The organism is Lysobacter sp. BMK333-48F3 (genome assembly GCF_019733395.1).
GTDB lineage: Bacteria > Pseudomonadota > Gammaproteobacteria > Xanthomonadales > Xanthomonadaceae > Lysobacter.
Genome location: NZ_JAIHOO010000001.1, coordinates 3,840,666 through 3,863,901 on the forward strand (window position 1 = coordinate 3,840,666; position 23,236 = coordinate 3,863,901).

The 23,236-nt window shown below is 68.0% G+C and carries 19 protein-coding genes; 11 read left to right on the top strand and 8 right to left on the bottom strand.

Translation table 11 applies throughout. The annotated features are described in order from the left end of the window. Nucleotides 1-124: 124 nt before the first annotated feature. The 5 genes from der (at nt 125) to aroQ (ending at nt 5,513) form a co-directional block, all read left to right on the top strand. The gene (gene der, locus K4L06_RS16660; RefSeq protein ID WP_221672460.1) at nt 125-1,525 is read left to right on the top strand and encodes a ribosome biogenesis GTPase Der; all 1,401 of its coding nucleotides are present in this window, start codon (nt 125-127) and stop codon (nt 1,523-1,525) included. A gap of 132 nt (nt 1,526-1,657) precedes the next feature. Beyond that, the gene (locus tag K4L06_RS16665) at nt 1,658-2,248 is read left to right on the top strand and encodes an NTP transferase domain-containing protein (RefSeq protein WP_221672461.1); all 591 of its coding nucleotides are present in this window, start codon (nt 1,658-1,660) and stop codon (nt 2,246-2,248) included. Nucleotides 2,249-2,332: 84 nt separating this feature from the next. After that, nucleotides 2,333-3,553, top strand: coding sequence for a gephyrin-like molybdotransferase Glp (glp, locus tag K4L06_RS16670; RefSeq protein WP_221672462.1), 1,221 nt, complete (start codon nt 2,333-2,335; stop codon nt 3,551-3,553). 288 nt (nt 3,554-3,841) lie between these two features. After that, a complete protein-coding gene (moeB, locus tag K4L06_RS16675; RefSeq protein ID WP_221673667.1) occupies nt 3,842-4,978 on the top strand; it encodes a molybdopterin-synthase adenylyltransferase MoeB in 1,137 nt (378 codons plus the stop codon). After that, nucleotides 4,968-5,513 carry a gamma subclass chorismate mutase AroQ gene (aroQ, locus tag K4L06_RS16680; RefSeq protein ID WP_221672463.1) on the top strand — a complete coding sequence of 182 codons (546 nt, stop codon included), beginning with the start codon at nt 4,968-4,970 and terminating at the stop codon, nt 5,511-5,513. The genes moeB and aroQ overlap by 11 nt, the downstream gene beginning before the upstream one ends. On the opposite strand, the gene K4L06_RS16685 is transcribed toward aroQ, so the two are convergent. Then, on the bottom strand, nt 5,510-5,878 hold the full coding sequence (locus tag K4L06_RS16685) for a RidA family protein (RefSeq protein WP_221672464.1): 369 nt from the start codon (nt 5,876-5,878) through the stop codon (nt 5,510-5,512). The two genes, aroQ and K4L06_RS16685, sit on opposite strands and share 4 nt — an antisense overlap. Nucleotides 5,879-5,912: 34 nt before the next feature. Continuing rightward, on the bottom strand, nt 5,913-6,710 hold the full coding sequence (locus K4L06_RS16690; protein ID WP_221672465.1) for an alpha/beta fold hydrolase: 798 nt from the start codon (nt 6,708-6,710) through the stop codon (nt 5,913-5,915). 312 nt (nt 6,711-7,022) lie between these two features. Here K4L06_RS16690 and K4L06_RS16695 point away from each other — a divergent pair, with 312 nt between their 5' ends. Further along, nucleotides 7,023-8,048, top strand: a complete 1,026-nt coding sequence (locus K4L06_RS16695) for a DUF2272 domain-containing protein (RefSeq protein WP_221672466.1) — start codon at nt 7,023-7,025, stop codon at nt 8,046-8,048. Nucleotides 8,049-8,281: 233 nt separating this feature from the next. On the opposite strand, the gene K4L06_RS16700 is transcribed toward K4L06_RS16695, so the two are convergent. After that, a complete protein-coding gene (locus K4L06_RS16700; RefSeq protein WP_221672467.1) occupies nt 8,282-8,617 on the bottom strand; it encodes a DUF1244 domain-containing protein in 336 nt (111 codons plus the stop codon). 137 nt (nt 8,618-8,754) lie between these two features. On the opposite strand from K4L06_RS16700, the gene folD reads away from it, so the two are divergent. The 3 genes from folD to guaA all read left to right on the top strand — a co-directional run bounded on the left by folD (nt 8,755) and on the right by guaA (nt 13,365). Further along, complete coding sequence (gene folD, locus K4L06_RS16705) at nt 8,755-9,636, top strand: bifunctional methylenetetrahydrofolate dehydrogenase/methenyltetrahydrofolate cyclohydrolase FolD (protein ID WP_221672468.1); 882 nt, start codon at nt 8,755-8,757, stop codon at nt 9,634-9,636. Nucleotides 9,637-10,239: 603 nt separating this feature from the next. Further along, a complete protein-coding gene (gene guaB / locus K4L06_RS16710; protein ID WP_221672469.1) occupies nt 10,240-11,697 on the top strand; it encodes an IMP dehydrogenase in 1,458 nt (485 codons plus the stop codon). Between the two features lie 99 nt (nt 11,698-11,796). Further along, nucleotides 11,797-13,365, top strand: coding sequence for a glutamine-hydrolyzing GMP synthase (guaA, locus tag K4L06_RS16715; protein ID WP_221672470.1), 1,569 nt, complete (start codon nt 11,797-11,799; stop codon nt 13,363-13,365). A 396-nt stretch (nt 13,366-13,761) separates the two neighbouring features. Here guaA and K4L06_RS16720 read toward each other — a convergent pair whose 3' ends face one another. The 3 genes from K4L06_RS16720 to K4L06_RS16730 are packed head-to-tail and all read right to left on the bottom strand — an operon-like array spanning nt 13,762 to nt 17,791. Beyond that, the gene (locus tag K4L06_RS16720; protein WP_221672471.1) at nt 13,762-14,847 is read right to left on the bottom strand and encodes a hypothetical protein; all 1,086 of its coding nucleotides are present in this window, start codon (nt 14,845-14,847) and stop codon (nt 13,762-13,764) included. An 11-nt stretch (nt 14,848-14,858) separates the two neighbouring features. Next, nucleotides 14,859-16,895 carry a S8 family serine peptidase gene (locus K4L06_RS16725; protein ID WP_221672472.1) on the bottom strand — a complete coding sequence of 679 codons (2,037 nt, stop codon included), beginning with the start codon at nt 16,893-16,895 and terminating at the stop codon, nt 14,859-14,861. A gap of 2 nt (nt 16,896-16,897) precedes the next feature. Continuing rightward, nucleotides 16,898-17,791, bottom strand: a complete 894-nt coding sequence (locus K4L06_RS16730; protein ID WP_221672473.1) for a trypsin-like serine protease — start codon at nt 17,789-17,791, stop codon at nt 16,898-16,900. A gap of 914 nt (nt 17,792-18,705) precedes the next feature. Here K4L06_RS16730 and K4L06_RS16735 point away from each other — a divergent pair. Both K4L06_RS16735 and K4L06_RS16740 read left to right on the top strand, forming a co-directional pair. Further along, nucleotides 18,706-18,912, top strand: coding sequence for a hypothetical protein (locus tag K4L06_RS16735; RefSeq protein WP_221672474.1), 207 nt, complete (start codon nt 18,706-18,708; stop codon nt 18,910-18,912). Between the two features lie 122 nt (nt 18,913-19,034). Beyond that, entirely contained in the window at nt 19,035-19,514 is a 480-nt protein-coding gene (locus K4L06_RS16740) for a deaminase (RefSeq protein ID WP_255595693.1), read from the top strand. A gap of 219 nt (nt 19,515-19,733) precedes the next feature. Here the strand turns inward: K4L06_RS16740 and K4L06_RS16745 are convergent, their stop codons facing one another. After that, nucleotides 19,734-20,672: a hypothetical protein gene (locus K4L06_RS16745; protein ID WP_221672475.1), complete on the bottom strand. Its 939-nt coding sequence runs from the start codon at nt 20,670-20,672 to the stop codon at nt 19,734-19,736. A 1-nt stretch (nt 20,673) separates the two neighbouring features. Beyond that, nucleotides 20,674-23,001, bottom strand: coding sequence for an AAA family ATPase (locus tag K4L06_RS16750; RefSeq protein WP_221672476.1), 2,328 nt, complete (start codon nt 22,999-23,001; stop codon nt 20,674-20,676). Nucleotides 23,002-23,236 lie beyond the last annotated feature (235 nt).

Here is a 23,236-nt window from a genome sequence, read left to right on the forward strand (position 1 = left end):
GCCAGGCAGCGGGTCTGGCACTATGTCGGCCTGTTTAGTAGGGAATCGGCCCTCCGTCGCCGCTGGCTGATAGCGGCGTTCTCCGATTCCCGATTCCCCATTCCCCATTCCCGGCTCCAAACACATGCTCCCGCTCGTCGCCCTCGTTGGCCGGCCCAACGTCGGAAAATCCACCTTGTTCAACGCGCTCACGCGCAGCCGCGACGCGCTCGTCCACGACGAGCCCGGGGTGACCCGCGACCGCCACTACGGCGTGTGCCGGCCGGAAGGCCAGCGCGCGTTCGCGGTGGTCGACACCGGCGGCATCGCCGGCGAGGACGAGGGCCTGGCCGGCGCGACCGCGCGCCAGGCGCGCGCCGCCGCCGAGGAGGCCGACCTGGTGCTGTTCGTGGTCGACGGCCGCGAAGGCGCCTCGGCGCTGGACGACGAGATTCTGGCCTGGCTGCGCAAGACCGCGCGGCCGACCCTGCTGGTGGTCAACAAGACCGACGGCATCGACGCGCGCGAGGCGATCAACGACTTCGCCCGCTACGGCATCCGCGACGCGATCGCGGTGTCCTCGGCTCACCGCCAGGGCCTGGACGAGCTGTTGAGCGAGGTGCTGGGCCGTCTGCCGGCCGAAGGCAGCGCGACCGAGCTGGACAACGATCCCAACCGGATCCGGGTCGCCTTCATCGGCCGCCCCAACGTCGGCAAGTCGACCCTGGTCAACCGCCTGCTCGGCGAGGAGCGGATGATCGCTTCCGACGTACCGGGCACCACCCGCGACTCGGTCGCCATCGACATGGAGCGCGACGGCCGCCTGTACCGGCTGGTCGACACCGCCGGCGTGCGGCGCAAGTCCAAGGTCGAGGAAGCGGTGGAGAAGTTCTCGATCATCAAGACCCTGCAGGCGATCGAGCAGTGCCAGGTCGCGGTGGTCATGCTCGACGCCGGCGAAGGTGTCACCGACCAGGACGCCAGCGTGCTCGGCTACGCCCTCGACGCCGGCCGCGCGCTGGTGGTCGCGGTCAACAAGTGGGACGGGCAGACCGAATACCAGCGCCAGCAGACCGAGAACCTGCTGATCCGCAAGCTGGCCTTCGTCGACTGGGCCGAACCGGTGCGGATCAGCGCCAAGCACGGCTCCGGCCTGCGCGAGCTGTTCGCCGCGATCCATCGCGCGCACGCCTCGGCGACCACCGAGATCGGCACCAGCGAAGTCACCAAGGCCCTGGAAATCGCCTACGAAAACAACCCGCCGCCGGTGGTGCGCGGGCACGTGGCCAAGCTGCGCTTCGCCCATCCGGCCGGGACCAATCCGCCGACCTTCGTCGTCCACGGCACCCGCCTGCGCACCCTGGCCGACAGCTACAAGCGCTACCTGGAGAACTTCTTCCGCAAGCGCTTCAAGCTGGTCGGCACCCCGGTGCGGTTCGTGTTCAAGGACAGCAGCAACCCGTACGAAGGCAAGAAGAACGTGCTGACAGAGCGCCAGGTGGCGAAGAAGCGCCGCATGATCCGCCACGTCAAGCGCGGCAAGTAAGCGGCGCCCGCGCCGAACCGGAAAACCCCGCCGTCGCGCGGGGTTTTTTCTTTGCGCCGCGCGGCACCGGTCCGGTATCGGCGCCGCAGGCCGCAGGCACAATGGAGGCGTCGCCGCCGCAGGCCCGCCCGCATGCCGATCCCGCGTTCCGAACTGACCCTGGGCATCCTCGCCGGCGGCCGCGCCAGCCGGCTGGGCGGGCTGGACAAGGCCTGGCTGCAGCGCGACGGCGAAGCCCAGGTGCTGCGCCTGGTGCGGCGTTTCCGCGAACGGGTCGGCGCGGTGAGGATCAGCGCCAACCGCGATCTGGCGCGCTACCAAGCGCACGGCCTGAGCGCGGTGCGCGACAGCTTGAACGAGGTCGGCCCGTTCGGCGGCCTGGACGCCCTGGCGGCGGCCTGCGCGACGCCGTGGTTGTTCACCTTGCCGGTCGATGCGGTCGATGCCGCGCCGGAACTGCTGCCGGCGCTGATCGCCGCGCAGGACGGGCAGGGCGCCTACGCGGTCGACGACGACGGCGTGCAGCCGCTGTTCGCGCTGTGGCCGGCCGCGCCGCTGCGGCAGGCGCTGGCCCAGGCGGCCGAATACGACCGCTGGGCGGTGCGCGAACTGCAGGCCGCACTCGGCATGGCCGCATTGCGCCTGGATGGCCTACGCTTCGGCAACCTCAATACGCCCGACGACCTGGCCGCGGCCGGTTTCGTGCCCGATCCGGACCGCTGAGCCGCCGCATCGGCCGGCGCCGGCGGCCCTGTCGTTTGCCGAATCTTCGCCCCGAATGCCCGAACTACCGGAGACCCCCGCACCATGACCGATTTCCCGACCGGGTTGCCGTTCGACGAGGCGATGGCGATCGTAGCCGAGGTCGCCGCCGCTCACCGGCTCGACAGCGAAACCCTGTCGTTGGGACGCAGCCACGGCCGCGTCCTGGCCCGCGACGTCGAGGCCGTCCTGTCGCTGCCGCCGTTCGACAACAGCGCGATGGACGGCTACGCGTTCCGCCATGCCGACCTCGACGGCGAGTCGACCCCGATGCGGGTGATCGGCGAACAGTTCGCCGGGCTCGCCGGCGACTGGCGGCTGGGGCCGGGCGAGTGCGTGCGCATCACCACCGGCGCGCCGCTGCCGACCGGCGCCGATACGGTCGCGATCAAGGAGAACGTGCGCCTGGACGGCGATGCGGCGCTGATTCCGGCCGGCCCGCTGGGCCATCACGTGCGCTATGCCGGCGAAGACGTGCGCGAAGGCGAGCGGCTGCTGCAGGCCGGGCAGGTGCTGACCCCAGCGCGGGTGTCGCTGGCCGCCTCGCTGGGGCTGTCCGCGTTGGAGGTGCGGCGGCGCCCGACCGCAGCGGTGTTCACCAGCGGCGACGAACTGGTCGAGCCCGGCATGCCGCTGCGGCCAGGGCAGATCTACGACAGCAACCGCGAGCTGCTGATGGGCCTGTTGCGCGCCGACGGCCTGGAGCCGACCGCCTGGCCGCGCCTGCCCGACGATCCCAAGCAGGTCGAGATCGCGCTGCGCGATGCGGCCTGCGCGTTCGATCTGGTGTTCACCTGCGGCGCGGTCTCGGCCGGGGAGAAGGACCATATCCCCCCGGTGCTCGGCGAGTTCGGCCGGATCCATCTGTGGAAGGTGCGCATGCGCCCGGGCATGCCGCTGCTGTTCGCCAGCATGGACCAGGCGCGGCTGCTGGGCTTGCCCGGCAATCCGGTGTCGGTGCTGGCGACTTACCTGACCTTCGGCCGCGCCCTGGTCGACGGCCTGCAGGGCCGCAGCGAGCCGCGGCCGCGCTTGCGCGCGCGCCTGGTCGGCGGCATCGACAAGACCCATCCGCGGCGCGAGTTCGTGCGTGCGCGCTTGCGCAGCGACGAGGACGGCGTGCTGTGGGTCGACCCGAATCCCGCCACCGGCTCGCACCGGCTGCGCGCCGCGGCCGAGTCGGAGGCGCTGATGATGGTGCCGGAAGGGCCGCAGCGACTGGGCGAGGGCGCGGTGATGGAGGTTTGGCCTTACGCGTTGGGGTGAGTTCGGTTTCGTTCCGTTGCCCTCACCCCAACCCCTCTCCCGCAAGCGGGAGAGGGGCAAGGTTTCGCGGTCGGAACAAGTGCCGGGCACCGTCCCGCAATCGCGTTGAAAGCCCCTCTCCCGCCTGCGGGAGAGGGGTTGGGGTGAGGGCAGCGAGCCGGGTCGGTCCCAACCGCCGCCCCGCGCAACGCTGCATCCCCGCATTCGCCTGCCGCCCTGCCGGCGAAAGCGGATAATCCCGGCATGAGCAGCGAACGTACCGCCCCCGAGAGGATGGCCCCCGACAGGATGGCCCCCGAGCAGATTTCCCCCGCGCAGGCGCGCGCCCGCCAGCAGGCCGGCGCGATCCTGGTCGACGTGCGCGAGGCGCACGAGCGCGCGGCCGGCCAGGCCGAGCATGCGCTCGGCGTGGCCAAGGACGCGCTGGAGGCTGATCCGCAGGCCTTCCTGCCCGATCGCGGCGCCGAGATCGTGCTGATCTGCCAGTCCGGCGCGCGCTCGCTGCGCGCCGCGCAGGCCTTGCTCGACGCCGGCTACGCGCGCGTGGCCTCGGTCGACGGCGGCACCGGCGCCTGGATCGCCGACGGCCTGCCGCTGGCCGACCTGAAGCAGTCCGAGGCCGAGCGCGATTTCTACGATCGTTACTCGCGCCATCTGCGCCTGCCCGAGGTCGGCGAAGCCGGCCAGCGCAAGCTGCAGGCGGCGCGGGTGGCGATGGTCGGCGCCGGCGGCCTGGGCTCGCCGGCGGCGTTCTACCTGGCCGCGGCCGGGGTCGGCACCCTGGTCCTGGCCGACGACGACGTGGTCGACCGCAGCAACCTGCAACGGCAGATCCTGCACACCGAGCAGCGCATCGGCACGGCCAAGGTCGAGTCGGCGAAGATCGCCCTGCAAGCGCTCAACCCGCGGGTGCGGGTGGAGACCTTCGCCGAACGCATCAGCGCCGACAACGTCGAGCGCCTGATCGGCGCGGCCGACGTGGTGTTCGACGGCGCCGACAATTTCCCGGTGCGATATCTGCTCAACGACGCCTGCGTCAAGCTCGCCAAGCCGCTGGTGTACGGCGCGATCCATCGCTTCGAAGGCCAGGTCAGCCTGTTCGACGCCGGCCGCCATCGCGGCGAGCGGCCCTGCTACCGCTGCCTGTTCCCCGAGCCGCCGCCGCCGGAAGCGGCGCCGAACTGCGCCGAGGCCGGCGTGCTGGGCGTGCTGCCGGGGGTGATCGGGCTGATCCAGGCCACCGAAGTGGTCAAGCTGATCCTCGGCCTGGGCGAGCCGCTGGCCGGGCGCCTGCTGCATTTCGACGCGTTGGGCCTGCGCTTCCGCGAGACCCGCCTGCGTCCGGACCCGGATTGCCCGGTGTGCGCGCCGGGCCGGCCATTCCCCGGCTATATCGATTACCAAGCCTTCTGCAGTGCGCATTGAGCGGTTGCTGCTGGCCTGCCTGCTGGCGGCAGGCTTTCCGGCCTCGGCGCGACCGCCTGGGTCGACGGCACTGGAGCGCCTGGCCGAACTGAGCGCGCAACGGCTGCAACTGGCCGATCGGGTCGCGGCGAGCAAGCGTCGCAGCGGCAAGCCGGTCGAAGACGCGGCGCGCGAAAGCGATCAGCTGCAGCGGCTCGGCGAGGCCGCCGTCGCGCGCGGGCTGCCGCGCGAGGCCGCGACCGGTTTCTTCCGCGCCCAGTTCGAAGCCAACAAGCTGATCCAGTACCGCCTGCTCGGCGAACCGCCGCGGCGCGACGAGGCCGCGGCCGACCTGGACGCGATCCGCGCGCAGTTGAATCGGCTCAACGAGCAACTGCTCGACGCCCTCGGGCCGGGACTGGGCGAAGCCACAGGCGCGGACTGTACGGCGCGGTCGCGGCAGGCGCGCGAGCGGGCGGCGCGGCGGCAGCGCCTGGACGAGTTGCACCGCATCGCCCTGAGCCGCGCGTTCGGCGATCTGTGCCGCCGGCCCTAGTCGGCGGCGATCGCCTCGATCTCGACCATCCAGCCTTCCTCGTACAGGTCGGCGATGATCACCGTCAGCGCCGGCGCGTGTTCGCCCAGCACTTCGTGGCGGATCTCGTAATTGCGCTTGCGCAGCCGGCGTTCGCTCAGATACGTGGTGACCTTGACCAGGTTGGCGTAGGTCATGCCGGCGGCCTCGAGCTGGCGCTCGACGTTGGCCCAGGCGCGCCGGCACTGGCCGTCGAAGTCCTTGGGCAGGATGCATTCCTCGCACTGCGGCAGCTGGCCGCTGACGAATACCAATCGCTTGAAGCCGGTGATCTCGAGCGCTTGCGAATACGACACATCGGTAGGACGGATTTCGCGGCGTTGCATGGACGGGCCCCGGCGTTGGGAAGCGAAGGACGGATCAGTCGATGAAACCTTGCAAGGCCTCAGCGTACTCGGGGTACTGGCCGATGTTGTGATGGTCGGCGCCGTTCAACTGCACGACTTCCAGTCCCTGGGTGCGGGTCTGCAGCGAGTAGATCAGGCGTTGCGTGTTCGGCGGCGGGATCACGTCGTCGTGGCTGGCGCGCACGATCAGGATCGGGCCGAAGTAGTTGCGCAGGTGCTTGACCGATTCGTAGCGGTCGCGCACCAGCCAGCGCGTCGGCAGCCAGCGGTAGTGCGCCTGCGCGGTCTCGCTGAGGCTGTCGAACGGGGTCACCAGGGCCAGGCGCTCGACCGGGCGGCGGCTGGCGACATAGCTGGCGACGCCACTGCCGAGGCTGCGGCCGATCACCGCGATCGGCTGCTTGGGATGCTCGCGCGAGACCTGATCGAAGGTGGCCAGGGCGTCGGCGAACAGCGCGGCTTCCTCGGGACGGCCGTCGCTGGCGCCGAAGCCTCGGTAGGACAGCAGGTAGATGGTGCGATCGGGAAACCACAGCGCCAGGGTGTCGCGCATGTTCTCGATCCGCTCGGCGTTGCCGCCGAAGTAGATCAACGCCTTGTCGCGGCCCGGGTTGAGGCGCCAGCCGCGCAGCACGATGTCGCCGCGGTCGATGGTGTAGTCGGTGGTATTGGCGCGCAGGCGGGTGTTCTGCGGGAAGTACATCAGTTCGCGCTGCTTCACGTACAGCCAGCCGCAGATGCTGAGGTAACCGGCGGCGGCGACGCCGGCCAGGGCGGCGAGGGACGGGAGCAAACGGGGCGTGCGTGCCATCGGGCGGAGCATTCCTGGTCGGGGGCCGCGACGCGGCGGCCCGGGCGGATCGGTTCGATGCGTCGATTCGACGCGTCGGTTCGATAACGTCCCGGCGACGATAACCCGCGCGCTGCCCGCTCGCCAGGGTGCGGCGGCGATCACGCGCTTTGCACGTTCGGGCGATAGGCTGGCCGCAGGCTCGCGGCGGGCGTCGCGTTGCGGCAGTTAAGCCGCGTGCGGGTAAGGTCGCCGGCTGCGGATGCGCCGCCTTGCCGGCGCTCGCGCCGAGGCCGTCGACGGGCGGCATCCCCCATCAGGAGAAAGGATTCGATGTTGCGTTCGTTCGTGCTCGCTTGTGTCCTGTTTTCGGCCAGCGCCTCGGCGTGGGCCGCCGATGCCTGCCCGCGCCTGCGCGGCCAGGCCGGCGCCGCGGAGGCGGCGACCCGCATCGCCGCCGCGGCCTGCACCGAGAACCTGCAGTGGTACCGGCCCTTCATCGACACCCAGGGCCGGCTGGCCAGCGCCACCCTGAGCGAGGCCGAGCGCGCGCGCCTGGAAGACGGCGCGACCGAAACCTGGCGCCGCACCGCCGGCTACTGGCGCGACACCGGGCTGTTGCAGCGCATGGCCGGCTTCGCCGGCGCCGAGCAGTGCTTCGACCCGTACGGCAGCGCCTACTCGACCGCGGCCTGCCGCTCGTTCCTGATCGACAACCCGTGGTCGGCGGCGTTCGTGTCCTACGTGATGATGAAGGCCGCGGTACCGGGCTTCCGGCCTTCGGCCAGCCATTACGACTACGTGCGCGACGCCTACCGCAGCCCCGAACAGAGCCCGTTCCAGTACCTGGACCCGGCCAGCGCCAACCCGGCGGTCGGCGACCTGCTGTGCGCGGTGCGCTCCAGCACCCGGGTCTACGGCCATGCCGGGCTGACCGCTGCGCTCAACGGCGAAGGCGGCCTGAACATGCATTGCGACATCGTCGTCGCGGTCGATCCGGACCACGACGGCAAGGCCTATCTGATCGGCGGCAACGTCCAGCAGGGCGCGACGATGCGGATGATGGCGGTCAACCGCAACGGCCAGTTCTGGCCGCTGCCGCTGCGCAGCGACACCCAGGTGGAGTGCTCGCCCGACACCGTCTCGGCCTGCGACATGAACAAGATGGACTGGGCGGCGCTGCTCAAGCTCAAGCCGCAGGCCGCGCTGGCGACGCTGGCGCCGCCGCAGCCGTTGTTCGCCCCGCAACAGGCCCCGGCCAGCCAGCCGCAGGGCTGCTGCGTGCAATGCGTGGTCGGTTCCGGCGTGCCGCGTTGTCCGAATCCCAATACCCCGTCGCTGCGGCCGCAGCAGGAGTGAGGGGCGGGAGTCGGGAATCGGGAGTTGGGAATTGGGAATCGGGAATCGCACCGCGGCGGGGTAGGAGCGGTGTCTCACCGGGATTTCCTGCGGTCACAAGCCGCGACCGCCATGCCCCGACCCCGCGGCGTACATCCCCTGTAGGAGCGGCGTCCCACGGGATTTCCTCCGGTCATAAGCCGCGACCGCCGAAGCGGCGTACGCGAGCGCCAGCGGCCGAAGCCGCGGCTGCCTCAACCGTGCCGCTGCTGCGCCGCCTCGAACGCGGCCAACTGCTCCGGCGTCGCTTCCTTCTGGTGCTGCGCCTTCCACTGCGCGAACGGCATGCCGTACACGGCCTCGCGCGCCTCGTCCTTGCTCATGGCGATGCCGCGCGCCTCGGCGGCCTCGCGGTACCAGTCGGCCAGGCAGTTGCGGCAGAAGCCGGCCAGGATCATCAGGTCGATGTTCTGCACCTCCGGGCGCTCCTGCATCAGATGGGCGAGCAGGCGGCGGAAGGCGGCGGCCTCGATGGCCAGGGTTTCGTGATCGAGCGGGGCGTGGTCGGCGGGCGGGGCAGGCTGGGTCATGGCGGGGCTCGCAAGGCGGAACGGGGCGGCAGCGGCGGAACCGGCGTGGGGAACCGGCGTGAGAAGCAGGCGCGGGGAACCGGCGCTGGGAATAGGCGATAATGCGCGGCCCCGACTCTACCTCAGCGCCGATCCGCATGACGTCTACTCCGCACCCGGCCCGCATTCTCGACGGCAAACGCATCGCCGACGAACTGCTCGACAATCTCAAGGCCCAGGTCGACGCGCGCATCGCCGCCGGCAAGGCCCGGCCGGGGCTGGCGGTGGTGCTGGTCGGCAACGACCCGGCCTCCAGCGTGTACGTGCGCAACAAGCGCCGCGCCGCGCAGAAGGTCGGGATCCGGGCGATCGACTACGACCTGCCGGCCGACACCGACGACGCCGCGCTGCTGGCGCTGATCGACCGGCTCAACGCCGACCCCGAGGTGCACGGCATCCTGGTCCAGCTGCCGCTGCCGGACCGCCGCGACGCCACCGCGCTGATCCACCGCATCGACCCGCGCAAGGACGTCGACGGCTTCCATCCCGAGAACGTCGGCCACCTGGTGCTGCGCCAGTTCGGCCTGCGGCCCTGCACCCCGCGCGGCATCACCACCCTGCTGGGCTATACCGACCGGCCGGTGCGCGGGCAGAGCGCGACGATCGTGGGGGTCAGCAACCACGTCGGCCGGCCGATGGCGCTGGAACTGCTGATCGCCGGCTGCACCGTCACCAGCTGCCACAAGTTCACCCCGGCCGCGGTGCTGGAGCAGTCGGTGCGCAACGCCGACATCCTGGTGGTCGCGGTCGGCCGTCCCGACCTGATCCCCGGCGAATGGGTCAAGCCCGGCGCCGTGGTCATCGACGTCGGCATCAACCGTCTCGACGACGGCCGCCTGGTCGGCGACGTCGGCTTCGCCGCCGCGGCCGAGCGCGCCAGCTGGATCACCCCGGTCCCGGGCGGGGTCGGGCCGATGACCGTGGCCACCCTGATGCAGAACACCCTGGAAGCGGCCGAGGCTGCCGACCAGGCGGGCTGACGGGCTGCGGCAGGGGATCGGCCGCAGGCGGATTTCCGAGCCGCGGTCCGGGGCGAGACGGCCGCCTGCGGTTCGATGGCGCCTCTTCGCTTCCAGTCTCCCCGGGGTCATTCCCGCGAACGCGGGAATCCAGGGCGTTTCGAGCGGGAACCCTGGAAGCCGCGCCTGGGCTGGCTTCGGTAAGAGCAGGCTTCCGCGAGAGCCGGCTGAAGTGTCTGGATCCCCGTGTTCGCGGGGATGACGGCTGGATAGAGACGCCGCGAAACCCACCTATCGGCATTCCCGCGAACGCGGGAATCCAGGCTTTCACCGAGACAAGGCTTCGAAGTCTCCGGATTCCAGTTTCCGCGGGGATGGCGGCGGGTTGGGGCGCAGCCGGCCACAGCCCTCACCGCAATTCACCCGCTTGGGCCGGCGAAGCCCGATTCGAGCCCGGCGCCGCGGACTTCCCGCCCAGGCCCGCCGCAGCCCGCAGACCCCGCCCGCCAAGCCTTAACGGCCCTCGCGCGAGTCACCCACGGAACGCCCCTTTCCGCCCGCGCGGCGAGCGGAGCGGGGCGCTTTCGGGTTAGAATGGCGAGCTTCATCCTCCCGGGCCCGCCTATGCTGCGCATCCAGGCTGAAGCGCTGACTTACGACGATGTGTCTCTCGTCCCCGCGCATTCGATCGTCCTGCCTAAGGACGTAAACCTCTCCACTCGCCTGACCCGCGACCTGTCGATTCGCCTGCCGATCCTGTCGGCGGCCATGGACACGGTCAGCGAAGCCCGCCTCGCGATCGCCCTGGCCCAGCTCGGCGGCATCAGCATCGTCCACAAGAACATGAGCCTGGAGGCCCAGGCGGCCCAGGTCGCCCAGGTCAAGAAGTTCGAGGCCGGGGTCATCAAAGAGCCGTTCACCGTCGGTCCGGAAACGACCATCGGCGAAGTGCTGAAACTGACCCGCGCGCGCAACATCTCCGGCGTGCCGGTGGTCGACGGCGGCCAGCTGGTCGGCATTGTCACCAGCCGCGACATGCGCTTCGAGAAGAAGCTCGACGATCCGGTCCGCCACATCATGACCAAGCGCGAGCGCCTGGTCACCGTGCACGAAGGCGCCAGCGACGAGGAAGTGCTGCAGCTGCTGCACAAGCACCGGATCGAGAAGGTGCTGGTGGTCAACGACGGCTTCGAGCTGCGCGGCCTGATCACGGTCAAGGACATCCAGAAGAAGACCGACAACCCCAACGCCGCCAAAGACAGCGCCGAGCGCTTGCTGGTCGGCGCCGCGGTGGGCGTCGGCGGCGACACCGAAGCGCGCGTGGAAGCGCTCGCCGCGGCCGGCGTGGACGTGATCGTGGTCGACACCGCGCACGGCCATTCGCAGGGCGTGCTGGACCGGGTCCAGTGGGTCAAGAAGCGTTTCCCGCAGCTGCAGGTGATCGGCGGCAACATCGTCACCGGCGACGCGGCCCTGGCCCTGATGGACCATGGCGCGGACGCGGTCAAGGTCGGCGTCGGCCCCGGTTCGATCTGCACCACGCGCGTCGTCGCCGGCGTCGGCGTGCCGCAGATCACCGCCGTGGCGATGGTCGCCGAGGCGCTGCAGGACCGCATTCCGTTGATCGCCGACGGCGGCATCCGCTACTCCGGCGACATCGGCAAGGCGCTGGTCGCCGGCGCCTCGACGGTGATGGTCGGCGGCCTGTTCGCCGGCACCGAGGAGGCCCCGGGCGAGGTCGAGCTGTTCCAGGGCCGCAGCTACAAGAGCTACCGCGGCATGGGCAGCATCGGCGCGATGGAGCAGGGCTCCAAGGACCGCTATTTCCAGGACGCTTCCGACGCCGACAAGCTGGTGCCGGAGGGCATCGAAGGCCGCGTGCCGTATCGCGGCCCGCTGCGCGGCGTGGTCCACCAGCTCGCCGGCGGCCTGCGCGCCACCATGGGCTACGTCGGCTGCGCGACCATCGAGGAGATGCGCAAGAAGCCCAGCTTCGTGCGCATCACCAACGCCGGTTCGCGCGAAAGCCACGTCCACGACGTGCAGATCACCAAGGAACCGCCGAACTACCGCGCCGGCTGACGCCGGCGCTCGAGAATCGGGAGTCGAGAGTCGGGAATCGACGACCGCGCAGCCGCCTCACTCCCGATTCCCCATTCCCGATTCCCCACTCCCGGCCTTATGCACGACATCCATAGCGACAAAATCCTGATCCTCGATTTCGGCGCGCAGTACACCCAGCTGATCGCCCGCCGCATTCGCGAACTGGGCGTGTACTGCGAAATCTGGGCCTGGGACCACGATCCGGCCGAAATCGCCGCCTACGGCGCCAAGGGCATCATCCTCTCGGGCGGCCCGGAGTCGACCACCGAGCAGGACTCGCCGCGCGCGCCGCAACAGGTGTTCGACGCCGGCCTGCCGATCCTGGGCATCTGCTACGGCATGCAGACCATGGCGGTGCAGCTCGGCGGCGCCACCGAGGCCGCCGACCAGCGCGAGTTCGGCCATGCCGAAGTGCAGTTGGTGGCCCAGGACCGTCTGTTCGACGGGCTCAAGGATCACCCGGGTTCGCCGCCGCGCCTGGACGTGTGGATGAGCCACGGCGACCACGTCGCCAAGGCGCCGGAAGGTTTCGTCGTCACCGCCAAGACCGACCGCATCCCGGTCGCCGCCTTCGCCGACGACGCGCGCCGCTGGTACGGCGTGCAGTTCCATCCGGAAGTCACCCACACCAAGCAGGGCCTGACCCTGCTGCGCCGCTTCGTGGTCGACATCTGCGGCTGCCAGACCCTGTGGACCGCCGCCCACATCATCGACGACCAGATCGCCCGCGTGCGCGAGCTGGTCGGCAGCGACGAGGTCATCCTCGGCCTGTCCGGCGGGGTCGATTCCTCGGTGGTCGCGGCGCTGCTGCACAAGGCGATCGGCGACCAGCTGACCTGCGTGTTCGTCGACACCGGCCTGCTGCGCTACAACGAAGGCGACCAGGTGATGGCGATGTTCGCCGAGCACATGGGCGTCAAGGTGGTGCGGGTCAACGCCGCCGAGCGCTACTTCGCCAAGCTGGCCGGGGTCAGCGACCCGGAGGCCAAGCGCAAGATCATCGGCAACCTGTTCGTCGAGATCTTCGACGAAGAATCGGCCAAGCTGAACAACGCCAAGTGGCTGGCCCAGGGCACCATCTACCCCGACGTGATCGAGTCGGCCGGCAGCAAGACCGGCAAGGCCCACGTCATCAAGAGCCACCACAACGTCGGCGGCCTGCCCGAGGACATGAAGCTCGGCCTGGTCGAGCCGCTGCGCGAGCTGTTCAAGGACGAAGTGCGGCGCCTGGGCGTCGAACTCGGCCTGCCGCGCGAGATGGTCTACCGCCACCCGTTCCCGGGCCCGGGTCTGGGCGTGCGCATCCTGGGCGAGGTCAAGCCCGAATACGCCGACCTGCTGGCCCGCGCCGACCACATCTACATCGACGAACTGCGCAAGGCCGGCCTGTACGACAAGACCAGCCAGGCCTTCGCGGTGTTCCTGCCGGTCAAGTCGGTCGGCGTGGTCGGCGACGCCCGCGCCTACGAATGGGTGATCGCGCTGCGCGCGGTCGAGACCATCGACTTCATGACCGCGCACTGGGCGCACCTGCCGTACGACTTCCTCGGCACGGTGTCGAACCGGATCATCAACGAACTGCGCGGCGTCTCGCGCGTGGTCTACGACATCAGCGGCAAGCCGCCGGCGACGATCGAGTGGGAGTGAAAGCAGATCCTTCCGGAGGCTATCGCCACCTGTCGAGAATCATGCATAACGTGTCGATTTAATCAGTTTCTGGGTGGTATTTTTGCCGCGCGTCGCGCGTCATGGCGAGGCATCCGACGCCGCCGTTGGGGGGCACTTGGTCGGAGTCGTCGTCGGCATGAGAGGTACATAGAGGTCTTTGAGCTACGACGTCTTCGCCGGCGCGTCGATCTTGCAGCCTGCGGGCCACCGCACGGAACGGGTGATCCTGGGATTCAACCTGGGCGCGAGCTCTGAGTGCAAAAGGGCGCCGAGCCGCCGTGCGCAGCGGCTCGCAGATCGGGCGCTATCCCGATCCCAGATGCTTCTAGCGCCGTGCGAAGTTACTTTCGTGAGCGAGCAAGAACGCTCCCTGTATCACGATCCGGGCATTGTGAGGCCTGCGCAGAGTGCGTCCGAGGTTTTGTCCCCCAGGCCATCGCTCAAGGCAATGATGCATGCCTGCAATTTTTGTTTCTGCAGCTCATTCATCACCTTCTGTGTGTCGGCTTGGGATTCCTTCAAGCCCGTGGACTTGAACGCGTCGAAGAACGAGCCGAGAGCGGACACATAGGCGCGCAACAGGTCTGCAGGAATCTTCAGGGCGGCGATGGCTTCGCTGTCGGTCTTCTGCTTGTGCTTGGTCAGGACCCCGTCCGTGAAGGTCGTGGTGTTGTCGGTCGAGGCAAACAGGGCACGGGGAAGCTTGACGTAATACGTTGGTGATTCGTCCGGCAACATGACGATCGCTTCCTTTACCACTGTCCCGAGCTGGGCCCGCACCACGTAGGGCATGTTCACGCGATAGAAATACCCGTTGGTTTCGGTGGGAACGGGGCGTTTCGTGGCGGTGGTCGGACAGGGTGCAGGATTCCACCCGGCCCGCCGCACCTTGACGGTGACCGGGCACGTCGGGGTGACCTGCAGCGTGACCTCGCCATTCCCCGTCGCATCGAGCCGCACGCTATCGGTCATCCCCCCGATGTCGATGTATGTGGTCAAGTTCGCCAGGCCGGTGACAGGACAAGGCGGCGGCTTCGTGTCCTTCGAAGATCCCGTGGGTCCGCTAGATGTGGCCAGAGATGCCGCGTCTTTCGCGAGCGCCTTGATGAATTCGTCGATCTCGCTGGTGTACTTTGCAGACGTCGTCGACAGCAGGCCCTCCTCGGTGACGTTGATCTCCGCATCGGTTTCTCCGACGCCGTTGCGTCCGATTTTGGCCACATAGGTAGCGGCTTGGGCATCGGCGAAGGCCTTGCCTTGATGCACCGTCAACACCGGTTGCTTGCCTTCCTCGAAAGCGACGCCGATGTTGATGCCCCGTTTCGGCAATCGGTAGACCAAGCCGTCGTCCCTGGCGGTGGGGGGCTTGCCGGCCTGGTGGGAGCGGACGCTGGCGCATCCGGACAGCGCGATCGCAATGGCCAGCAAGCTCGTCAAACAAACGCTTCCGCTGCGCTTCATCTCGAGTCCTCTCAACGCAGTTTCGATGCGAACACGACGTTCGTGACGTCGCGCATGGGGATGGGAATTTCAGCAGCGTCCTGCAAGCGGTCGTAGCCCGTCGGCGTCAGCTCGTGGGTGGGCCGCAGCACGACCTTGGCGCCGGCGTTGACGATCGCCCGGCACGGCGGCTTCAGGGTGTCGTTCTCCTTGCCCGCGAAGAGAAGGAGGCCCGCCTCGGTGCGCTTGATCGACCATAGGTCGTCGGCGCGCTGAGGATCGTGGTCGCCGGACCTCGGTGGGCATTCGAGCCCTTCGACGCGGACCACTTCCCCGAGCATGGCTTTCCCGCTGGTGCTCTGCACGTAGTCGTCGAACACGTACATCGCGATCGCCGGATTGACGCGGACGCCGAATGCCGTCGCCTCCAGATCCTGCGGTGCAAGAGTGTCGCCGCTCGCGATTAGTCGTGCCTTGAGGTCCAACGGCGTTGCGTTCTGCATCAGATGGCCGAGCAGCGAGGACACGAACGTCACCTGCGGTGCCGACTGCGAGGTTCCGCTGAGGCTGGTAAGTTCTTTCATGTCCGTCCAGGATTCGATCATGCAACCCGGTGCGGCGATGTCGACCTTGTCTCCGCGGTTGCTGAAGCGCGCGATGCGGCCGTTGCCATCCAGCGCGGCAACGGTTACGACATTGGCGGCCGACCTGCCTCCGAGGATCGCCGGATACACCCGCCGAATCTCGACGTCGCCGCCATCATTGCCCGCCGCAACGACGAAGAGGGCTTGCGGGCGGGTTTGAACCAAGGTCAGAAATGCCGCCCGCACATCGTTTGCGCTGGTGTTGGAGCCGGCGCCGTCGTAGGCCAGGCTCATATTGACGATCCAGGGCCTGTTCGCGTCGATTTGCTGGCCGAGGACCAGTTGTGCGCCGTTGAAGGGAGTGTGGTTGGCGTCAGCGACATTGAGTACGGTCAGTCGGACCGATTGCGCCAGGACGTCCGACTTGTCCTTTTTGGTCGCACCGGATTTAGGGAAGTCGGGGCCGCCCAGGATGAGGCCGGCGACGTGCGTGCCGTGGCCATAGACGCCGGGGCGCGACTCGGCACCTTTCTCGGTGATCGCCGGGTGCTTGCTCTCCAGTGTGTAGGACTTGGCGATCTCGCCTTCCGTGCCTACCGCGAAGAAGTCCGGGTCGAATGCACTGTTGACGAACATTCCATGGTTGGGATCGGCGCCGAGGAAGCCGTTGTCAACGACCATCACGTCGACTTCCCTCCTTTGGGCCCTTGGGTGATTCCGGCTATATGTCAGGGCGCGCTCGACGTCTTCGCCGTTCATGGCGGCGCTCGCTAGAGCGCACCGGAAGTCCAGGTGGCTGGCGAAGCGGGCCTCGCTGGCCTCGATCGGAACGACGAATTTCCCCGGGGATGCGATGGCCGTCTTGACGCTCGTCGCGGCCTTGATGTCACCGGAAAGCTGACTCGCGAGGTTTGCCGCGTCGGCTCCGGAGACCGTGAGCAGCACTGGCTGGGTGATGTAGCTCGGACGGAGGACGTCGCCGCGATGAAGCTTCGCGAGCTCTTCCAGCGGCCTGCCGAAAAAGTCCGTCAGTTGCTTGTCGTCGGGCTTCTTCCCCGTCATCCGTTCGTACAGCGTCGCCGCGTTGTCGTTTTCCTGCACGACGATATCGATCGGAGTCTTGCTGCTGGCCGCGTCGTAGACATACAGGCACGCAGGGAGCTTGTCGGGCGCGCCGGGGGCGTCCAGCCGCATCTCGAGATCTATGTCGGAGATGCCATTGGCTTTCTCGAGCTCGCTGACATAACCGTCCTGTACGGACCCGCAGGCCCGTTCGATGGCCTGCTTGACCGTCGCGCCGGTGGCCCTTTCATCGCGCGAGATCGTTGTGGCGTCGGCACGCTCAGCGACCGTCTTAACCATTTCGAGGCTGACGTCTTGCTTCACCGCCCGGGCCAGGATCTTGTGGAGATCCACCGGATCTGCGCCTGCGTTGGGTACGATGAAGAGGGTGAGGACAAAGGCCCAGGCACGACATGTCGTCATGGTTAGCTCCTGCACGGAAAGGTGCCTGCGTCGCGAGTCACGCCGCAAACGATCGGTGCTTGGCGCGCGTTGCGTCCTTGCCACTCCCGGATCCACTCTCGGAACGTGGCTGTGCCCGTTGCGGCGATCTTCGACACGATGTGATCGGTGCGTCCGGAGGCGCCGGGTGCGATAGCGGAGTTGACGCCCGCGATGCGCCGGGAGCCGGTCGGCTTGAGCGCCGACACGCCGAGGAACATGGGGCCGCCCGAATCACCGGGGCAAAGTGCCGGCGTTGGCTTCCCCGTGGATTCGATCAGCGCGTACGCGCCGTCGCTCAGCCGGCGTTTCGGTCCGCGCGCAATGCTGGCGTCGCCGATCCGAAGAATCTTGGCCGACGCGGTGGAGACGATCTTGCGGTTGACGATCCTTACGTCTATGCACCCATAGCCGGTCAGCAAGACAGGGCTTCGGCGAGCAAGCGTGCTTGATGTGTCAAGAACCTCGAAGCGCATGTCGGCGATTGCCTTCGGGACGTCTCCGCGATAATCGATGATGCACAAGGCGTAGTCTTCGGCCCCGCGTGGCGACGACGCATCGCGGACAAGCTCGCGTCTGACATAGGTCGGGTGCCGTTCGCAGAGCATCGGAAAGCGCTTTCCTAGCCTTTCCAGCATCGCGTCTCGCGGCTTGCCCTGTTTGTCCTCGACGCAATGTGCGGCGGTCAGCAGGATGTTGGGTCCGATCAGCGCGCCCGAACACGAATCTTCGCCAAATGTGGCGAAAACGAGCGCGGGCCAGTCGCCGCGATTGACCTGGGTGCCGTTGGAAAGCGTGAACCTGCCGGAAGGCAGTTGCTCGTCTGCGAGCGCGAACGAGATCGTCTCCGCGGCTAGCATTTCCGTGGCGTTCGGCATGGCCGGAGTCGCGGGAGTTGCATGCGCGGTCTGTCCAGCCGCTGGGCTGCAGACAATAAGAGCCAGACAGGCGGCGAAGCGCTTCCAACCAAAGGCTCGCATCGCAAGACGAAGTGGTTGCACGGTCCCCGAGTCCGTTCGACCTGATACCCGGTAATACGTCCGCTCTCGGGCACAACGGCCAGACTCACCAGGGTGGGGCGGCGAGCCCTCATTTGAAGAACGGATTTACCTTGGCTCACTTGGGCCCGGCCAGCCGAGGGCCGAGAGGTGAGGGCGCTGCTGGCTGCAGTCCGCCGTTCTCGACGCCCGCATAACGTCTTCCAGTTCATTGGCCGGCCAGGTTCTTTGCATCAAATCTTCGTTTTTGGCGGTGACGCGGCGGTAAGGCTCTTGTCGATCAAAGCCGATCCCTTGATCACGCGGGTTTGGGCGGCCTTTTGACGATCGAGTAGGAGTAAGCGCAGTTGGCGTAGGAGCGGCGTCAGCCGCGACAACCGAAGTGGTTGACGCAAGCGCAACGATTGAAGCCCCGACCTGCGGGCTTCGGCCGTTTTGGGCGGTGCTTCTTTGCAGGCGGCGGTCGGCGGCCTCGACGATGGGAGGCTGCCTTGCTGCTTCTGCGCGTCCCGCGGTCGCGACTTGCGTCGCTCCTACCCTGAATCGGCCAGGCTGGGTTCCCGTCCGCCGTCCTCGCGCCCCTGCGTCAATCTGCCGCCCCGATCCGCACGATCGAGGACAGAACCTGGCCGCGACCCGGCGTAGCCTGGGCGCTCGACCTACCGCCGCTGCGGCCCCGGCTTTCCCGCCGGTCGACGCCGTGTCGATTCGCGCCGGCGCGGTTCGTCGTTCCAGCAGAGGCCGCGCTCGTCCCCCGCGCGGCCATGCGCGATCGCCGTACAGGAGTTCCGACGATGCCCCGATACCTGCCGCTGGCGGCGGCGCTGCTGGCCCTGCCGCACCTGCTGATGGCCGCGTCCACGCACCGCGCCTCGCTGCCGCAGATGGTGGAGGCGTTCGAGTGCGCGCAACGCACGCCGCCGGCCGCCGCGGCGGCGCGCGACAAGCCGGCGCCGGTCGCGCCCGCGCGCCCCGCGCGGCGCCTGGCGCCGCACGGCTGAGCCCGGCGCATGCGGTGCGGGCATCGCGCCGCTCGGGGATAATGTCCGTCGGAAGGCCGCGCTGCTGCGGCGAGAGCGGGTGCGGAGCAGTGAGCGAGCAGGACGACATCGACCAAGGCTGGATGCGCCGCGCCCTGGCGCTGGCCGAGCGCGCCGAGCGCGAAGACGACGAGATCCCGGTCGGCGCGGTGCTGGTCTCGGCCGAGGGCGAGGTGCTCGGCGAAGGCTGGAACCGCAACATCGGCAGCCACAACCCCAGCGCCCATGCCGAAATCGTCGGCCTGCGCGAAGGCGGGCGCGCGATCGGCAACCATCGTCTGCTCGGCGCGACCTCGTACGTGACCCTGGAGCCCTGCGCGATGTGCGCGATACCGTGTACTCGTGAGGTAGGGTTCTGCCCTGGTCGCCTGCAGGGCGATGCTCGAGGAGCATGGATGTCCGCAGCCGCTGCGATCCCTTACGCTCGTCCGTGTTCCGTTTTTCACCGGCGCGCCGGCGTCGAGCGCGCCGGATGGCGGCTCCCATTGGCTTTTCCGCCGCGCGCCGCCGGATGCGCGCGCCTGGCCATCGCCACCGAAGACAGGAGTGCGTCATGCGAATGATCACCCGCGCCAAGCTGCTCCTGACCCGCTGTTCGTTCGCGTTTGACCTGACCATCAGCTTGTCCGCGTTCGCGCGGCCGTGCTGCAGCAGCTGCGATGAGGGCCAACCCGATTCGCGTTGCTGGGCGATCTGCGCGCCGGGTTGCTGGTCGCGGTAACCGGGCAGGGGCGTGTGCGACCTCTGCCCGGAATAGCGTGCGTCCAGCTCGCTCGTTCGGGCTAGGCGAGCCGCTGCGCGAACTCTTTCAACCAGGTGCCGGCCATGGCCGAGTACGGCGCCTGCGGCTCGGCCATTGCGCGCATCCGGTCGATATGGCTTTGCTGCAACTGGCGCAGGCGCTGGGCGACGCTGGGCACGGGCGTCCCGGCGAATGCGGCGGCGTGCACCGGATCTTCGAGTTCTTCGATCATCGCGCTCAGCTCGATCACCGTGTCGCCGAGGAACTCCAATTGGCGCAGCGTGCGAGTGCGGTCCTGGACCAGCCCCAGCCGGTTGAGTCCGTAGGTCTGGATCGACACCGCGCCGCGCTCGGCGCTGCCACCGTGCGTCCTGGGCAAGGCCAGACCGATCGAGGGCGCGGGATCGACGTAAAAACCCAAGTGGAGGCTGGGCTCGTCGCGAGTAGGATCGAGCAACAACGGCCTCTCCAGGGCTAGATCGTCGTTCTTGGCGTTGGCGCGCACGCCGTGCGCCGGCAGCGGGAAACTGTCCTGCTTGCCGGAGTGGACTCGCCCACGGTTGGCGTTCTGCTGTTGCTGCAGCGCCTCCAGGCTGTCGTTGGCGACGGCTTGGACCTGCTTGCGTTTGCGGTTGCAGTCGATGCAGCTCGGCAGCAGGTTGTCCCAGCGCATCGCCAGCCACCAGTAGCCGCGGTGCGCGAGATCCTCCTTGACCGCGGCCTTGGGGCGGTAATGCTCCACGTCCATGGGCGCGTTGGCGGAGTAGAAGGTCTCGCAGTACGCGCACTTGCCGTGGAACAGCTGGTGCAGCAGCGCCTTGACCCTGTCGTTGCGATAAGCATCGAAAGGAAAGCTGTCGTCCTTCTTGGCCCGGTCGGCGTAATGCTCTTCCGCGCGTTCCAACTCGGTTTTTCCATCCTTATCCTTGCGCTCCAGTTCGGCTGGCGGTTTGACGACGCCGCGATCGACCGCGCGCATCTCAGGCCGCTCCCAGGATATCGATAATTCGTCGTTTGGTTTCCTCGCGCAGAGCGCGCAAGCGCAGCGCCGACGCAGCGCGGCGCTGGGTCAGGTATTCGGCGACCGCTTCCTGCACCAGCCTGTGCGCTTCCGAGCTGCCAACCGGCAAGGCGCTGGCGATGTCCCGGCGGAATGCACCCACCGCCTCAGCTTCCTGCGGCAACAACACGCCGCCGTCTTTATGGCGCGCCAGCAGGTCGGCAACCTTAGCCATTTGCAGGTCCAGGTCGGACGAGTCGGTGGAGTGCAGTTGGAACAGGTCGGAGGTCAGTAACTGCTCGACGCGCAGTTCCGACAGCTTGGGCAGATCGTCAGCGCCAAGCGCCTCGACCCGGACTTGCGGCTCGCCTAGCCGGGCGCCTTCGACGGTGACGCGTTGCAGCACGATCACCTCGCCGTCCTCCATGCCGCGCAGGCACAATGGGTCGTGGGTGGTGGCGATGAAGGTCATTTGCGGCAACGCCGCGCGCAGGCTGCGCATGATCCGCATCTTCCAGCGCGGATGCAGGTGGGCTTCGATCTCGTCGATCAGTATCACGCCGCGGGCGCTGGCCAGCGATTCAAAGTTCGGATATACGCGCTTGTCCATTAATCCTTTCATGATGTCGCAGACCATCGCCAGCACCGAGCGATAGCCCGAGGACACGGCGGATAGTGGCGTGCGGGTGAGCGGGGCGCCGTTTCCGCCGGTAACCACTTGGCAGCCGGTGGCGCCGCTGCGTTCGATAACTTCGAATTCGTCCTCCACCGACAGGATGGGGCGCAGCGCGCGGATAGCCATGGCGAACTTGGACTCGTCCAGGTTTTTCAGCCAGGATTCGGGATTGTCCAGCACGTTGCCGTGGAACAGGTTGCGGACATAGCGCTCGGGCCGATACGCGGAGACGCTCTGCTGAAACTGGCGGAAAGCGCCGTAGGCGAAGACCGGAGTGAGGTCGGCGCCCGGTTCGGGGCCTTGCGCGGTGCCGTCCGCGTGCAGCGTCAGCGTACGGGTATCGCCTTCGCTCAGCCGGATGCGTACTTGCGCGTAGTTCGGGGTATGCCAATGATCTCCGCCGAGTTGCTCGGGGCGCAGTACGAACGCGTCCGGCAGCAGCTTCAGTCCTTTGCGTGCGTCGCTGTCGGCCAGGGTCAGGGCGATCGCCTCCAGTAAGGAGCTTTTGCCGGCGGAGTTTTCGCCGAGAATCAACAGCGCCGGCGCGCGTTCGTCTTCCGGGCCCTCGCTTGGCGTCGGCGCCGGCGGCATGGCCACGTCGAGGGAACGGATCGACTTGAAGTGCTGCAGTTCGATGCCCGCGATGCGTTGGGCGCTGGTTCGCCTGGCGACTTGCTTGAGCTCGACGGGGTGGATCGGAACCAACGCGTCGAGCCGATCGATGGCCGATTCGAACTGTTCCGGCATGTCCGACCGTCCATAGGCGTCCATGTAGAAACGATGGATCGCGGCGGGCGACAAGGCCGTGGCCGGCTTGCGATTGGCCGCTTTGAGGACCGCGCGGGCGATCCGGCGCAGCAACAAGTACCAGACGCCGCCGAACTCCATGTTCTGGAAGTCGAAGAGTTCGATGAAACGCGGATTCTTTTGCGCGTTCACGGAGTGTGCCGGTCCCCGCGCCTGGATCTGATCGAGCAGCCGATCCACCAACAACATCAAGTGGCGCTGGCGCGTCTCGATCAGATCGAAGCGGTCCAGGCGGAAATGCGCGACCGTCTGACGGCCGCTGGGCGAGATGCCCAGCAGCTGCCCGTCCAAAGACACGCCCAGGCTATTGTGGAAATTGTAGGTGCTGCATGGATCCAGCAGCAACGGACTCTCGTCGGGCGGCGCGCGCCAGATGCCGATGGAGTCCAGGACATAAGCGTCGAACTCCGGCTGGCGCGGCAGCGGCGCGCGCCGGCTGCGCTTGACCGGGAAATAGTGGGGTTCTGTCGGACGGCAGTCCGCGCAGATGGGATAGAAGTTGTTCCAGGCGTGGGCGAGCCACAGGTAGTAAAGATGCGCGTCGGGCGAATCGTAGTGCGGGAGCGCTTCGCCCGGCGGCCGAAAGCGATGCACGGAGGTGGGGGTCGCCGATTCGCAGAACGCGCATTTGCCCCGGAATAGGCGGCGCAAGGCGTCTGTCATCGAGGTGTGTTCGAGGTCGAGCGCCAATCGCGGTGGCGAAGTCTGTCGCCGTTTTTCTTCGTTGAAATAAAGGTACTCGCCGACGATCAGGCGCTCTTGATCGGCCTGCGACTGACGCAGGATCCACGGCGGCGGTTCCGTCCCCCGGTCGAAGCGTTGCATGGTTCCCCCTGTGCGACGGCGTTTCCCTGCGGCCCGGAGCCGGCAAGCCGTGGCTCGGAAACAGCTCCGGGCTAGATCGAATCGTATCCTGAACGGGCCGGGACAGGGCGGTCCGCAGGGGGCGCCTCCGATCAGCGCGGCGCGGCTGCCGGGCTCGCGCCATTTTCATCAATTAGGGCAATTATGGACCGCAATACCTCTTAGCCCAGTGGCACTGCAGACAGCCGCGCGGTGT

Excerpts from the sequence above, each read along its gene's own strand:
- der (WP_221672460.1), top strand. The coding sequence starts at position 125 with ATGCTCCCGCTCGTCGCCCTCGTTGGCCGGCCCAACGTCGGAAAATCC.
- K4L06_RS16665 (WP_221672461.1), top strand. The coding sequence starts at position 1,658 with ATGCCGATCCCGCGTTCCGAACTGACCCTGGGCATCCTCGCCGGCGGC.
- glp (WP_221672462.1), top strand. The coding sequence starts at position 2,333 with ATGACCGATTTCCCGACCGGGTTGCCGTTCGACGAGGCGATGGCGATC.
- moeB (WP_221673667.1), top strand. The coding sequence starts at position 3,842 with ATGGCCCCCGAGCAGATTTCCCCCGCGCAGGCGCGCGCCCGCCAGCAG.
- K4L06_RS16685 (WP_221672464.1), bottom strand. The coding sequence starts at position 5,878 with ATGCAACGCCGCGAAATCCGTCCTACCGATGTGTCGTATTCGCAAGCG.
- K4L06_RS16690 (WP_221672465.1), bottom strand. The coding sequence starts at position 6,710 with ATGGCACGCACGCCCCGTTTGCTCCCGTCCCTCGCCGCCCTGGCCGGC.
- K4L06_RS16695 (WP_221672466.1), top strand. The coding sequence starts at position 7,023 with ATGTTGCGTTCGTTCGTGCTCGCTTGTGTCCTGTTTTCGGCCAGCGCC.
- K4L06_RS16700 (WP_221672467.1), bottom strand. The coding sequence starts at position 8,617 with ATGACCCAGCCTGCCCCGCCCGCCGACCACGCCCCGCTCGATCACGAA.
- folD (WP_221672468.1), top strand. The coding sequence starts at position 8,755 with ATGACGTCTACTCCGCACCCGGCCCGCATTCTCGACGGCAAACGCATC.
- guaB (WP_221672469.1), top strand. The coding sequence starts at position 10,240 with ATGCTGCGCATCCAGGCTGAAGCGCTGACTTACGACGATGTGTCTCTC.
- guaA (WP_221672470.1), top strand. The coding sequence starts at position 11,797 with ATGCACGACATCCATAGCGACAAAATCCTGATCCTCGATTTCGGCGCG.
- K4L06_RS16720 (WP_221672471.1), bottom strand. The coding sequence starts at position 14,847 with ATGAAGCGCAGCGGAAGCGTTTGTTTGACGAGCTTGCTGGCCATTGCG.
- K4L06_RS16725 (WP_221672472.1), bottom strand. The coding sequence starts at position 16,895 with ATGACGACATGTCGTGCCTGGGCCTTTGTCCTCACCCTCTTCATCGTA.
- K4L06_RS16730 (WP_221672473.1), bottom strand. The coding sequence starts at position 17,791 with ATGCCGAACGCCACGGAAATGCTAGCCGCGGAGACGATCTCGTTCGCG.
- K4L06_RS16735 (WP_221672474.1), top strand. The coding sequence starts at position 18,706 with ATGCCCCGATACCTGCCGCTGGCGGCGGCGCTGCTGGCCCTGCCGCAC.
- K4L06_RS16740 (WP_255595693.1), top strand. The coding sequence starts at position 19,035 with ATGCGCCGCGCCCTGGCGCTGGCCGAGCGCGCCGAGCGCGAAGACGAC.
- K4L06_RS16745 (WP_221672475.1), bottom strand. The coding sequence starts at position 20,672 with ATGCGCGCGGTCGATCGCGGCGTCGTCAAACCGCCAGCCGAACTGGAG.
- K4L06_RS16750 (WP_221672476.1), bottom strand. The coding sequence starts at position 23,001 with ATGCAACGCTTCGACCGGGGGACGGAACCGCCGCCGTGGATCCTGCGT.